This window comes from Arthrobacter sp. KBS0702 (assembly GCF_005937985.2).
Taxonomy (GTDB): Bacteria; Actinomycetota; Actinomycetes; order Actinomycetales; family Micrococcaceae; genus Arthrobacter.
Genome location: NZ_CP042172.1, coordinates 2798102 through 2810988 on the forward strand (window position 1 = coordinate 2798102; position 12887 = coordinate 2810988).

11 protein-coding genes are annotated in these 12887 nt (G+C 63.2%); 1 reads left to right on the forward strand and 10 read right to left on the reverse strand.

The features are described 5' to 3' along the window. Positions 1-3 precede the first annotated feature (3 nt). Genes rplW through rpsJ form a run of 4 tightly spaced genes read right to left on the reverse strand, consistent with a single transcriptional unit; the run spans position 4 to position 1907 of the window. The gene (gene rplW, locus FFF93_RS12885; protein ID WP_018773664.1) at positions 4-309 is read right to left on the reverse strand and encodes a 50S ribosomal protein L23; all 306 of its coding nucleotides are present in this window, start codon (positions 307-309) and stop codon (positions 4-6) included. Further along, on the reverse strand, positions 306-926 hold the full coding sequence (rplD, locus tag FFF93_RS12890; protein ID WP_138768569.1) for a 50S ribosomal protein L4: 621 nt from the start codon (positions 924-926) through the stop codon (positions 306-308). The genes rplW and rplD overlap by 4 nt, the downstream gene beginning before the upstream one ends. Before the next feature lie 4 nt (positions 927-930). Next, entirely contained in the window at positions 931-1581 is a 651-nt protein-coding gene (gene rplC, locus FFF93_RS12895) for a 50S ribosomal protein L3 (protein WP_003803812.1), read from the reverse strand. A 17-nt stretch (positions 1582-1598) separates the two neighbouring features. Further along, entirely contained in the window at positions 1599-1907 is a 309-nt protein-coding gene (gene rpsJ / locus FFF93_RS12900) for a 30S ribosomal protein S10 (protein WP_003803825.1), read from the reverse strand. A gap of 412 nt (positions 1908-2319) precedes the next feature. On the opposite strand from rpsJ, the gene FFF93_RS12905 reads away from it, so the two are divergent. Then, positions 2320-3747, forward strand: a complete 1428-nt coding sequence (locus FFF93_RS12905) for a GH1 family beta-glucosidase (protein WP_138768568.1) — start codon at positions 2320-2322, stop codon at positions 3745-3747. A 20-nt stretch (positions 3748-3767) separates the two neighbouring features. On the opposite strand, the gene FFF93_RS17155 is transcribed toward FFF93_RS12905, so the two are convergent. From FFF93_RS17155 to FFF93_RS12930, 6 genes are all read right to left on the reverse strand, one after another. Continuing rightward, complete coding sequence (locus tag FFF93_RS17155; protein ID WP_261375126.1) at positions 3768-3893, reverse strand: hypothetical protein; 126 nt, start codon at positions 3891-3893, stop codon at positions 3768-3770. A 154-nt stretch (positions 3894-4047) separates the two neighbouring features. Further along, a complete protein-coding gene (gene tuf, locus FFF93_RS12910) occupies positions 4048-5238 on the reverse strand; it encodes an elongation factor Tu (protein ID WP_138768567.1) in 1191 nt (396 codons plus the stop codon). Positions 5239-5508: 270 nt separating this feature from the next. After that, the gene (gene fusA / locus FFF93_RS12915) at positions 5509-7623 is read right to left on the reverse strand and encodes an elongation factor G (protein WP_138768566.1); all 2115 of its coding nucleotides are present in this window, start codon (positions 7621-7623) and stop codon (positions 5509-5511) included. Positions 7624-7692: 69 nt separating this feature from the next. Beyond that, positions 7693-8163: a 30S ribosomal protein S7 gene (gene rpsG / locus FFF93_RS12920; protein ID WP_026531948.1), complete on the reverse strand. Its 471-nt coding sequence runs from the start codon at positions 8161-8163 to the stop codon at positions 7693-7695. A gap of 1 nt (position 8164) precedes the next feature. Continuing rightward, on the reverse strand, positions 8165-8539 hold the full coding sequence (gene rpsL, locus FFF93_RS12925; RefSeq protein WP_011692814.1) for a 30S ribosomal protein S12: 375 nt from the start codon (positions 8537-8539) through the stop codon (positions 8165-8167). 418 nt (positions 8540-8957) lie between these two features. Beyond that, positions 8958-12857 carry a DNA-directed RNA polymerase subunit beta' gene (locus FFF93_RS12930; protein WP_138768565.1) on the reverse strand — a complete coding sequence of 1300 codons (3900 nt, stop codon included), beginning with the start codon at positions 12855-12857 and terminating at the stop codon, positions 8958-8960. Between the last annotated feature and the right edge of the window lie 30 nt (positions 12858-12887).

The following is a 12887-nucleotide window of genomic DNA, read 5'->3' on the forward strand; positions in this document are numbered from 1 at the left end:
CCGCTACGAGAGCGGACCGCCGAAGATGTCGATAGTGCCTTCTTTGAGGCTCACAATGGCACGCTTGGTGTTCTTGCGGGTACCCCATCCGAATTTGGTGCGCTTGCGCTTACCGGCACGGTTGATGGTGTTGATCGATTCGACCTTGACGGAGAAAATCTTCTCCACGGCCAGCTTGATCTCGGTCTTGTTCGAGCGGGGGTCCACCAGGAAGGTGTACTTGCCCTCGTCGATCAGGCCGTAGCTCTTTTCCGAGACGACGGGTGCAAGCACGACGTCGCGCGGGTCTTTGATGGTGGCTGCGCTCACTTGGCATCCTCCTCGTTCTTTGCAGCCTTGTCAGCAACGAATGCTTCGTAGGCAGCCTTGGTGAAGACTACGTCGTCAGAAACGAGCACGTCGTAGGTGTTCAGCTGGTCTGCGTACAGAACGTGAACATCCTGGAGGTTGCGCACGGAGAGTGCAGCAACATCGTTGGCGCGGTCGATGACAACGAGCAGGTTCTTGCGCTCGGAGACGCCACGCAGCGTTGCCAGTGCTTCACGGGAAGACGGCTTGGTGCCGGCGACCAGTTCAGCAACGACGTGGATGCGGCCGTTACGGGCGCGGTCAGAGAGAGCGCCGCGCAGTGCAGCAGCAATCATCTTCTTGGGGGTGCGCTGGCTGTAGTCACGCGGCGTCGGGCCGTGGACGATGCCACCACCGGTCATGTGAGGAGCACGGATGGAACCCTGACGGGCGCGGCCGGTGCCCTTCTGCTTGAACGGCTTGCGACCTGCACCGGAAACCTCGGCGCGGGTCTTGGTCTTGTGGGTACCCTGGCGAGCAGCAGCGAGCTGTGCAACGACGACCTGGTGCAGCAGCGGCACGTTGGTCTGTACGTCGAAGATCTCTGCGGGCAGGTCAACCTTGACAGTGCTAGTCATTGAACTAGGCTCCCTTCACGGCGGTGCGTACGAGTACGACCTGGCCGCGGGCGCCGGGGACGGCACCCTTGATCAGGAGCAGCGACTTCTCGACGTCAACCGCGTGGACCGTGAGGTTCAGCGTGGTGTGACGAACGGCGCCCATGCGGCCGGCCATTTTCATGCCCTTGAAGACGCGGCTCGGGGTGGATGCGCCACCGATGGAACCGGGCTTACGGTGGTTCTTGTGGGCACCGTGGGAAGCTCCAACGCCGTGGAAGCCGTGGCGCTTCATAACACCGGCGAAGCCCTTACCCTTGGTGGTGCCAACGACGTCGATCTTCTGGCCGGCTTCGAAGAGCTCAACGGAGAGCTCCTGGCCCAGCTCGTAAGAGTCAGCATCTGCAGTGCGCAGTTCTACGACGTGACGGCGAGGCGTGACGCCTGCCTTTTCAAAGTGACCAGCCAGCGGCTTGGTGACCTTGCGGGGATCGATCTGGCCGTAGCCGATCTGAACGGCGACGTAGCCATCAGTCTCTGCGTTGCGCAGCTGCGTGATGACGTTCGAGTCAGCCTGGACCACAGTGACGGGGATGAGCTTGTTGTTCTCGTCCCAGACCTGGGTCATGCCGAGCTTCGTGCCCAGCAGGCCCTTTACGTTACGGGTTGCGGTCATAGTCTCTCAGCACCTCCCTACAGCTTGATTTCGATGTTCACGTCGGCCGGCAGGTCGAGACGCATGAGCGAATCAACAGCCTTGGGCGTGGGATCGATGATGTCGATAAGACGCTTGTGCGTGCGCATTTCAAAGTGCTCGCGGCTGTCCTTGTACTTGTGCGGAGAGCGGATTACGCAGTAAACGTTCTTCTCCGTCGGCAGCGGCACGGGGCCGACTACAGTTGCGCCTGCGCGCGTGACCGTCTCAACGATCTTCCGTGCTGAAACGTCAATGACCTCGTGGTCGTATGACTTCAGCCGGATGCGGATTTTTTGTCCCGCCATGTCGCCTGACTCTCTTTCAGTAAATGCTGCTCTGTTTACTTACCTGTTGTGCGGCTGCCGAAGCATTTGAAGTCGTAACTACCACCCGCCGCACAAGCTGAATCCGGATGGATCCGGGTTCCTCAACCTGCCGGCGCAACCGACCCCCGCGGTCGGGCGTGTCGCGGTTTGCACGCGTACTCGTCCGCAGTTCCTTGGGAAGTGGGTTATGTTTGGGCTCTTACTTGGACCCTGGCACCCGGCATTATCCGGATCGGGACGCGAAAGAGCGCTTGAACAACTCATCTAGTATGCCGGAATTAATCGGCAGAAGCGAATCAGCGGCTGCCGGCACCCTCCCGGATGCTGGCCGGGCACCCGGGGCAGCCCCCGGTCATTGCCTTCAGCAACGGTCGATACGAAGATAGGGGGCATGACCGTGCAGGATTCCCCAGCAATCCAGGACCTCGCCGCCCGGCTGCGGCCCGGCTTTATGCTCGGGGTGGCCTCGGCCGCCTTCCAAATCGAGGGCGCCCTGTCGGCCGGCGGCCGCGGGCCCTCAGGCTGGGACGCCTTTTCCGAAAAGCCCGGCAGCATCCAGGACGGCCACTCCCCCGCCGTCGCCTGCGACCACTACAACCGCTCGGACGAAGACGTCCGGCTCATGCGCGACCTCGGCATCGATTCCTACCGCTTCTCCATCTCCTGGCCGCGGATCCAGCCCGACGGTACGGGCCCGCTTAATGCCGAGGGCCTCGATTTTTACGACCGGCTGATCGACCGGCTCCTGGAGGCGGGGATCTCCCCGATGGCCACGTTGTACCACTGGGACACACCGCTTCCGCTCGAACACCGGGGCGGCTGGATGAACCGCACGACGGCGGAGCGTTTCGCCGAGTACGCCGCCGCCGCCGGCGCCCGCTTCGGCGACCGGGTGACGCAGTGGGTGACGCTGAACGAGCCCGCCTCCGTCACCCTGAACGGCTACGCCCTGGGCGTGCACGCCCCCGGGCATGACCTGCTCTTCGATGCTCTTCCCTCGGTGCACCACCAGCTCCTCGCCCACGGACTGGCCGTGCAGGCGCTGCGTGCCGCCGGGGTCAGCGGCGCCGTCGGCGTCACCAACCTGCACTCCCCCGTCCGCCCCGCCTCGGGAGCACCCACGGACCGGCTGCTGGCCAAGGTGTTCGATCTGGCGCTGAACCGTATTTACGCCGACCCGATCCTGCTCGGGAGCTACCCGAAGCCGCCGCTGCTGGCCCGCCCGTGGTTCCGGTCCCTCGGCAAAATCCCGGACGCGGACCTGCGCGACATCCACCAGCCGCTGGACTTCTACGGGCTGAACTACTACTACCCGGTGAAGGTCGCCACCGGCCGCGGGCCCGCGGACAGCCCGGTGGGCCCGGCGGAGGCGATGATGCGCCTGCCGTTCCATATGGCGGCCTTCCCGGAGTACGGGACCACCGGCTTTGGCTGGCCGGTCGCGCCCGATCACCTGGGGCCGCTGCTGCGGGAGATGAAGGACCGCTACGGCGCAGCGCTGCCCCCGCTCTACATCACGGAGAGCGGTGCCAGCTTCCCCGAACCGGACCATGTGGACGGGCCGATTCCGGACACGGGCCGGATCAACTACCTCGCCGACCATCTGGGCCATGCCCTGGCCGCGACCGCCCCAGGCGGCATTGCCGACGACGTCGAACTCCTCGGCTACTACGTCTGGACCCTGATGGACAACTTCGAATGGGCGGCCGGCTACTCCCAGCGCTTCGGCCTGGTCCATGTCGATTTCGAGACCCAGGAGCGGACCCCCAAGGAGTCGTTCTACTGGTACCAGGCGCTCAGCCGGGCCAGGCGGCCCTAAGCAGGTACCGGCCCCCGGCTCTACCGGTTCTTGTTGGCGCGGTCGATGCGCTTGGCGCGCTCGATTTCGTGCCGGAAGTATTTCTTGGCCCACAGGCCTCCCGCGGCGACGGCAACGACCACCGCGAGGAAAATGATCCACTCCATGTCGGACTCCCTTCTGTCCCTCCAACTCCTCTTCGGCAACCGTAGCAGGGAGTTAAACAGAACAGCCCCGCTGCAGTGCAGCGGGGCTGTTCCTACCTTCCGGCGGCCGTCAGACGGCGTGGCCGGTCGGTATCAAGCTCGGATCGGCAAGTAGTTACTTGATGATCTTGGTGACGCGTCCCGAACCAACGGTGCGGCCGCCTTCGCGGATTGCGAAGCCGAGGCCCTCTTCCATAGCGATCGGCTGGATGAGCGCAACGGTCATCTCAGTGTTGTCGCCGGGCATAACCATTTCCGTGCCTTCCGGCAGGGTGATAACGCCGGTTACGTCCGTGGTGCGGAAGTAGAACTGCGGGCGGTAGTTGGAGTAGAACGGGTTGTGACGTCCGCCTTCGTCCTTGGAGAGGATGTAGACGTTGGCCTCGAAGTCGGTGTGCGGGGTGATGGAACCCGGCTTGACGACAACCTGGCCACGCTCGACATCGTCGCGCTTCAGACCGCGAAGCAGCAGGCCACAGTTCTCGCCGGCCCATGCTTCGTCGAGCTGCTTGTGGAACATCTCGATACCGGTAACCGTGGTCTTCTGGACCGGGCGGATGCCGACGATCTCGACCTCGGAGTTGATGGCGAGGGTTCCACGCTCGGCGCGGCCCGTAACAACGGTGCCACGGCCGGTGATCGTGAAGACGTCTTCGATCGGCATCAGGAAGGGCTTGTCACGGTCACGTACGGGGTCCGGAACGGACTCGTCGACGGCTTCCATGAGGTCCTCGATGGACTTGACCCACTCCGGGTCGCCTTCCAGGGCCTTCAGGCCCGAAACGCGGATGACCGGGGCGTTGTCGCCATCGAAGCCCTGCGAGCTGAGCAGTTCGCGAACTTCCATTTCGACGAGGTCGAGGAGTTCCTCGTCCTCAACCATGTCAGCCTTGTTCAGCGCGACCAGCAGGTAGGGAACGCCAACCTGGCGGGCGAGCAGAACGTGCTCACGGGTCTGAGCCATCGGGCCGTCAGTAGCGGCAACCACGAGGATTGCGCCGTCCATCTGAGCAGCACCGGTGATCATGTTCTTGATGTAGTCAGCGTGACCGGGGGCGTCTACGTGTGCGTAGTGGCGCTTTTCGGTCTGGTACTCAACGTGGGAGATGTTGATGGTAATGCCGCGCTGACGCTCTTCGGGAGCAGAGTCAATCGACGCGAAGTCACGCTTCTCGTTGAGAGTCGGGTACTTGTCGTACAGCACCTTGGAAATGGCGGCCGTCAGCGTCGTCTTACCGTGGTCAACGTGACCAATGGTACCGATGTTAACGTGCGGCTTAGTCCGCTCGAACTTTGCCTTTGCCACAGGTTCCTCCTAGAACGTTTTCAAATGACTTACCCTTCGTCCGCGCTTGTCGCGGCCGAAACTCCAGCAAGTCTACTTGGGGGGCTTTGGATTGGTGAAATTGCAGATTCAGGAACTAATACTAGTGCCTAGTGCCTGTTCGTGCTGGCGGCCGATGCCCCGGCCTGACCGGATTGCATCCGACCGGGAACCGGCCGCCAGCACCAGGTGAATCCCCTGTTGAGGAAACGCACCCGAGTTTTTGTCGCTGCTGCGTGTCGTCCCGGAGGACTACTCGCCGCGGCTCTTCTGGATGATCTCGTCGGCGACTGCCTTCGGGACCTCCGCGTAGCTGTTGAACGTCATGGAGTACACAGCGCGGCCCTGGGTCTTCGAACGCAGGTCACCGATGTAGCCGAACATGCCGGACAGCGGAACGTGCGCGCGGATGACCTTGACGCCCTGGGCATCTTCCATCGACTGCATCTGGCCACGGCGGGAGTTGAGGTCACCGATAACTTCACCCATGTATTCCTCAGGGGTGCGGACCTCGACATCCATCAGCGGTTCAAGCAGGACAGGGTTCGCCTTGCGTGCGGCTTCCTTGAAAGCCATACGGCCGGCGATCTTGAACGCCATTTCCGAGGAGTCAACATCGTGGTACGCGCCGTCAATCAGCGTTGCCTTGATGCCGACAACCGGGTAACCAGCCAGGACGCCGTCGTTCAGCGCATCCTGGATACCGGCGTCAACAGACGGGATGTATTCGCGCGGAACGCGGCCACCGGTGACCTTGTTCTCGAACTGGTACATCTCGCCCTCGGACGTGTCCAGCGGCTCGATGGCGATCTGGATCTTGGCGAACTGGCCCGAACCACCGGTCTGCTTCTTGTGCGTGTAGTCGTGACGCTCTACAGCACGCTTGATGGTTTCGCGGTAGGCAACCTGGGGCTTGCCCACGTTTGCCTCGACCTTGAATTCGCGGCGCATGCGGTCCACCAGGATGTCCAGGTGGAGCTCGCCCATGCCGGCGATGATGGTCTGGCCGGTGTCTTCGTTGAGGGAGACCTGGAAGGTCGGGTCCTCAGCGGAGAGCTTCTGGATGGCCGTGGAGAGCTTCTCCTGGTCACCCTTGGTGTTCGGCTCGATCGCAACCGAGATCACGGGCTCCGGGAAGCTCATGGACTCGAGGACGATCTGGTTGGACGAATCGCACAGGGTGTCGCCCGTGGTGGTGTCCTTCAGACCGATCGCTGCGTAGATGTGGCCCGCGGTAGCGCCGTCGACCGGCATTTCCTTGTTGGCGTGCATCTGGAACAGCTTGCCGATGCGTTCCTTCTTGCCCTTGGTGGAGTTGACCACCTGTGCGCCTGCTTCCACGTGACCGGAGTACACGCGGATGAAGGTGAGCTGGCCGAAGAAGGGGTGCGCGGCAATCTTGAACGCCAGTGCGGAGAACGGCTCGTCAGCGGAAGGCTTACGGGTCAGTTCCTTCTCTTCGTCGCGAGGATCGTGACCGATCATCGGGGGGACGTCGAGCGGGTTCGGCAGGTAGTCCACGACGGCGTCGAGCATCGGCTGGACGCCGCGGTTCTTGAACGCGGAGCCACAGAACACCGGGTAGAGCTCGGAGTTGATCGTCATCTTGCGGATGCCGGCCTTGAGCTCGTCGATCGAAATCTCTTCGCCCTCGAGGTACTTCTCCATGAGCTCTTCGGAGGACTCTGCAACAGTCTCAACGAGCGTTGCGCGGTACTCTTCGGCCTTTTCCTTGAGGTCAGCCGGGATCTCCTGGATCTCGTACTTGGCACCCATGGTGACGTCACCCTTGGAGTCGCCGGGCCAGACCAGTGCACGCATGTAGAGCAGGTCGACGACGCCGATGAAGTCGTTCTCGGCGCCGATCGGCAGCTGCATGACGAGCGGCTTGGCACCGAGGCGGCTGACGATGGTGTCGACGGTGAAGTAGAAGTCAGCGCCGAGCTTGTCCATCTTGTTGACGAAGCAGATGCGCGGCACGTTGTACTTGTCGGCCTGGCGCCAAACAGTCTCAGACTGCGGCTCCACGCCTTCCTTGCCGTCGAACACGGCGACTGCACCGTCGAGGACGCGCAGAGAACGCTCGACCTCAACCGTGAAGTCCACGTGGCCGGGGGTGTCAATGATGTTGATCTGGTTGTTTTCCCAGAAGCAGGTCACGGCGGCAGACGTGATGGTGATGCCGCGTTCCTTTTCCTGTTCCATCCAGTCGGTGGTCGACGCGCCGTCGTGCGTTTCGCCGATCTTGTGGTTCACACCCGTGTAGAACAGGATGCGCTCGGTAGTGGTGGTCTTGCCGGCATCAATGTGGGCCATGATGCCGATATTGCGGACCTTGCTAAGGTCGGTAAGCACGTCCTGTGCCACGGTGTCTCCCTTTCGGATGGACTGCACGTTCGCCGCCGACTCGGTTGAGCCGGCGGCGTCCGGGAAGTATTACCAGCGGTAGTGTGCGAAGGCCTTGTTGGACTCGGCCATCTTGTGGGTGTCTTCGCGACGCTTCACAGCGGCTCCGAGACCGTTCGAGGCATCCAGGATTTCGTTCTGGAGGCGCTCGGTCATCGTCTTTTCGCGGCGGGCCTTGGAGTAGCCGACCAGCCAGCGGAGGGCGAGGGCCGTGGAACGGCCCGGCTTGACCTCGACGGGAACCTGGTAGGTGGCGCCACCGACGCGGCGGGAGCGGACCTCGAGGGAAGGCTTGACGTTGTCCATGGCCTTCTTGAGGGCTGCAACCGGGTCGCCGCCGGACTTGGCGCGTGCGCCTTCGAGTGCACCGTAGACGATGCGCTCTGCGGTGGACTTCTTGCCGTCAACCAGCACCTTGTTGATCAGCTGCGTGACCAGCGGGGAGCCGTAAACGGGATCTAGTACTAGCGGCCGCTTGGGGGCCGGACCCTTGCGAGGCATATTACTTCTTCTCCATCTTTGCGCCGTAGCGGCTGCGTGCCTGCTTACGGTTCTTCACACCCTGGGTATCGAGGGCGCCACGGACGATCTTGTAACGGACACCCGGGAGGTCCTTAACACGGCCGCCACGGACGAGCACAATGGAGTGCTCCTGCAGGTTGTGGCCAACACCGGGGATGTAGGCGGTAACTTCAACGCCGCCGTTGAGGCGCACACGTGCAACCTTACGCAGAGCCGAGTTCGGCTTCTTCGGGGTCGTGGTGTACACGCGGGTGCAAACACCGCGGCGCATCGGGCTGCCGTTAAGCGCGGGAGCCTTGGTCTTCTTGACCTTAGGCGTGCGGCCCTTGCGGACCAGCTGGTTAATCGTAGGCACTCTCGTGTTCTCCGTTTTATCCGGAGCGGCCGTTGGCAGCCGCTCTCTTGTCGCTGCGCCTCGCCGCTCGAGCTTTGAAGTTCTCTCCAGAGCAGCTGAGGCGAAGCCTTAATAGTCGGACCGCACACCGGGGCTCCGGACTTCCATCCTGAACGGCCCCTAGGCATGCGAAAATGTGGCATACGTTGCACAAGAACCCTGCAAACCGGAAACGTCGTCCTAGTCCAGCCTCTCGGCTGCAACCGGCGCACTCATCCACTGCCACAATAACAATTAGTCTCCAGTCTAACACGGACGGCTCCCAGCCCTTAATCGGCGGGAGAAACTGCGGCCCTCCGCGCCCTTTGAGACGCCCCCTGTTAAACGGGGATGGTCCCGCACCTTGCGGTGCGGGACCATCCTTGGGAAAGGCTATCCGTTAGCGGAAGTCGCTGCCCAGGTCGTAGTCATCCAGCGGGATGGCGTGGAACTCAGGAGCTCCGTCGCCGCCCAGTGAATCGTAGGAGAAGTCGCTGAACGCGCTCGGGCCGGTGAACAGGTTGGCCTTCGCTTCTTCAGTCGGTTCCACCGTGACCTCGGTGTAGCGCGGGAGACCCGTGCCGGCCGGGATGAGCTTACCGATGATGACGTTCTCCTTGAGGCCCAGCAGCGGGTCGCTCTTGCCTTCCATGGCCGCCTGCGTCAGGACGCGGGTGGTCTCCTGGAAGGAAGCCGCGGACAGCCAGGACTCGGTCGCCAAGGATGCCTTGGTGATACCCATGAGCTCGGGACGGCCGGAGGCCGGCGTCTTGCCCTCGGATACAACGCGGCGGTTGGCGTCCTCGAAGCGGCTGCGCTCGGCGAGCTCGCCGGGCAGCAGATCCGATTCACCGGACTCGATGACCGTGACGCGGCGCAGCATCTGGCGGACGATAACCTCGACGTGCTTGTCGTGGATACCGATGCCCTGGCTGCGGTAGACGCCCTGGACTTCGTCCACCAGGAACTTCTGCGCGGCACGGGGGCCCATGATGCGCAGCACCTGCTTGGGGTCGACCGGACCGTTGATGAGCTTCTGTCCGACGCTGACGTGCTCGCCGTCTTCGATGAGAAGACGTGAGCGGCGCAGCACCGGGTAGGCGATCTCTTCGGATCCGTCATCCGGGGTGATGACCAGGCGCATCTGGCGCTCGGACTCTTCGATGGCGATGCGGCCGGCTGCTTCCGCAATCGGCGCGACACCCTTCGGAGTACGGGCTTCGAAAAGCTCCTGGATACGGGGCAGACCCTGGGTGATGTCGTCGCCACCACCGGCGGAGACAGCACCACCGGTGTGGAAGGTACGCATGGTCAGCTGGGTACCGGGCTCACCGATGGACTGTGCGGCGATGATGCCGACGGCCTCGCCGATGTCCACCGTCTTGCCGGTGGCCAGCGAACGGCCGTAGCACAGGGCGCAGGTGCCGACGCTGGACTCACAGGTGAGTACGGAGCGGACCTTGACCTCGGTGATGCCGGCCGCGAACAGCTCGGCAATGACGACGTCGCCGCAGTCAGTGCCGGCCGCTGCCAGGACCTTGCCCTTGGCGTCGACGACGTCCACGGCCAGGGTGCGGGCGTAGGCGCTGTTCTCGACGTTCTCGTCCAGGACCAGCTCGCCGTTGGCGTCAGCCACAGCGATCGGGGTGACGAGGCCGCGTTCGGTGCCGCAGTCCTCTTCACGGACGATGACGTCCTGCGAGACGTCCACCAGACGACGGGTCAGGTAACCCGAGTTGGCGGTACGCAGGGCGGTATCGGCCAGACCCTTACGGGCACCGTGCGTGGCGATGAAGTATTCCAGCACCGACAGGCCCTCGCGGTAGGAGGACTTGATCGGGCGCGGGATGATCTCGCCCTTCGGGTTGGCCACCAGGCCACGGATACCCGCGATCTGGCGGACCTGCATCCAGTTACCACGGGCACCGGAGGACACCATGCGGTTGATGGTGTTCATCGGCGACAGGCTGTCACGCATCGCCTGGGCGATCTCGTTGGTTGCCTTGTTCCAGATCTCGATCAGTTCCTGGCGACGCTCGTCGTCGTCGATCAGGCCCTTGTCGTACTGGCCCTGGATCTTCGCGGCCATGGTCTCGTAACCGGCGAGGATCTGCGGCTTGTCCGTGGGCACCTCGATGTCCGAGATGGCGACCGTGACGCCCGAGCGGGTTGCCCAGTAGAAACCGGCATCCTTCAGGTTGTCCAGCGTTGCCGCCGTGACGACCTTCGGGTAGCGCTCGGCGAGGTCGTTGACGATCCGGGACAGCTCGCCCTTGTCGGCAACAGCCTCGACCCACGGGTAGTCCGCAGGCAGCGTCTGGTTGAAGATGACCTGGCCCAGGGAGGTCTCGACCAGTGCGGTCTGACCCGGCTCCCAGCCCTCGGGCGCTTCCCAGCCGGCGTAGGGGACGAAGTCCTCGAGCCGGATCTTGACCTTGGAGTTCAGGTGCAGCTCGTGCAGGTCGAACGCCATGATGGCTTCCGAAACGGAGGAGAAGATCCGGCCTTCGCCAGCTGAACCGACACGCTTGGTGGTCAGGTGGTAGAGGCCGATGATCATATCCTGCGAAGGCAGCGTCACCGGGCGGCCGTCGGACGGCTTCAGGATGTTGTTCGAGGACAGCATCAGGATCCGGGCCTCGGCCTGGGCTTCGGGGCTCAGCGGCAGGTGCACTGCCATCTGGTCGCCGTCGAAGTCAGCGTTGAAGGCGCCACAAACCAGCGGGTGAAGCTGGATTGCCTTGCCTTCGACCAGCTGCGGTTCGAACGCCTGGATGCCGAGACGGTGCAGGGTAGGTGCACGGTTCAGCAGCACGGGGTGCTCAGTGATGATCTCTTCGAGCACGTCCCAGACCTGCGGGCGGTAACGCTCGACCATGCGCTTGGCCGACTTGATGTTCTGTGCGTGGTTGAGGTCAACCAGGCGCTTCATCACGAACGGCTTGAAGAGCTCCAGGGCCATCTGCTTCGGCAGACCGCACTGGTGCAGCTTCAGCTGCGGGCCGACGACGATGACCGAACGGCCGGAGTAGTCAACGCGCTTACCCAGAAGGTTCTGGCGGAAACGACCCTGCTTGCCCTTGAGCATGTCGCTCAGGGACTTCAGCGGGCGGTTGCCCGGTCCGGTGACCGGACGGCCGCGGCGGCCGTTGTCGAACAGGCTGTCAACGGCTTCCTGAAGCATGCGCTTCTCGTTGTTGACAATGATCTCCGGGGCACCGAGGTCAAGCAGGCGCTTGAGGCGGTTGTTGCGGTTGATCACGCGGCGGTACAGGTCGTTGAGGTCGGAGGTCGCGAAGCGGCCACCGTCCAGCTGGACCATCGGGCGCAGTTCCGGCGGGATCACCGGGACGGCGTCCAGCACCATGCCGAGCGGGCTGTTGTTGGTCGTCAGGAACGCGTTGACCACCTTGAGCCGCTTCAGGGCGCGGGTCTTGCGCTGGCCCTTGCCGTTGGCGATGATGTCGCGCAGCAGGTCCGACTCGGCCTGCATGTCAAAGCCCTCAAGACGCTTCTTGATGGCCTCGGCACCCATGGAGCCTTCGAAGTACATGCCGTAGCGGTCACGCAGCTCGCGGTACAGGCCCTCGTCGCCCTCGAGGTCGGCGACCTTGAGGTTCTTGAAGCGGTCCCAGACCTGCTCGAGGCGCTCGATCTCAGCGTCCGCGCGCTTGCGGACGTTGGCCATCTGGCGGTCGGCGGAGTCGCGGGCCTTCTTCTTGTCGGCAGCCTTGGCCCCTTCGCCCTCGAGGCGCGCGATCTCGTTCTCGAGGTCACGGGCAATCGTGGCGATGTCGGAGTCGCGGTTGTCGATCAGCTGCTTCTTCTCGATGTCGTGCTCAACCTGCAGGTTGGGCAGTTCCTCGTGGCGGGCATCGGCGTCGACGCTGGTGATCATGTAGGCGGCGAAGTAGATGACCTTTTCGAGGTCCTTCGGTGCCAGGTCAAGGAGGTAGCCCAGGCGGGACGGAACACCCTTGAAGTACCAGATGTGCGTGACCGGGGCGGCCAGCTCGATGTGGCCCATGCGCTCACGGCGGACCTTGGCGCGGGTGACCTCAACGCCACACCGCTCGCAGATGATGCCCTTGAAGCGCACGCGCTTGTACTTGCCGCAGTAGCATTCCCAGTCGCGGGACGGGCCGAAGATCTTCTCGCAGAAGAGGCCGTCCTTCTCGGGCTTGAGCGTGCGGTAGTTGATGGTTTCCGGCTTCTTAACCTCGCCGTAAGACCAGCCACGGATGTCTTCCGCGGTGGCGAGGCCGATCTGCATGAGGCCGAAGGAGGATTCGCTGGACATATGGTCCCTGTTCTCTCTTGTTCTCTAAAT

Bases quoted from the DNA above. Each gene is read 5' to 3' on its own strand.
- rpsJ (WP_003803825.1), bottom strand. From the start codon at position 1,907: ATGGCGGGACAAAAAATCCGCATCCGGCTGAAGTCATACGACCACGAG.
- FFF93_RS12905 (WP_138768568.1), top strand. From the start codon at position 2,320: ATGACCGTGCAGGATTCCCCAGCAATCCAGGACCTCGCCGCCCGGCTG.
- rpsG (WP_026531948.1), bottom strand. From the start codon at position 8,163: ATGCCTCGCAAGGGTCCGGCCCCCAAGCGGCCGCTAGTACTAGATCCC.
- FFF93_RS17155 (WP_261375126.1), bottom strand. From the start codon at position 3,893: ATGGAGTGGATCATTTTCCTCGCGGTGGTCGTTGCCGTCGCCGCGGGA.
- FFF93_RS12930 (WP_138768565.1), bottom strand. From the start codon at position 12,857: ATGTCCAGCGAATCCTCCTTCGGCCTCATGCAGATCGGCCTCGCCACC.
- rplC (WP_003803812.1), bottom strand. From the start codon at position 1,581: ATGACCGCAACCCGTAACGTAAAGGGCCTGCTGGGCACGAAGCTCGGC.
- rplD (WP_138768569.1), bottom strand. From the start codon at position 926: ATGACTAGCACTGTCAAGGTTGACCTGCCCGCAGAGATCTTCGACGTA.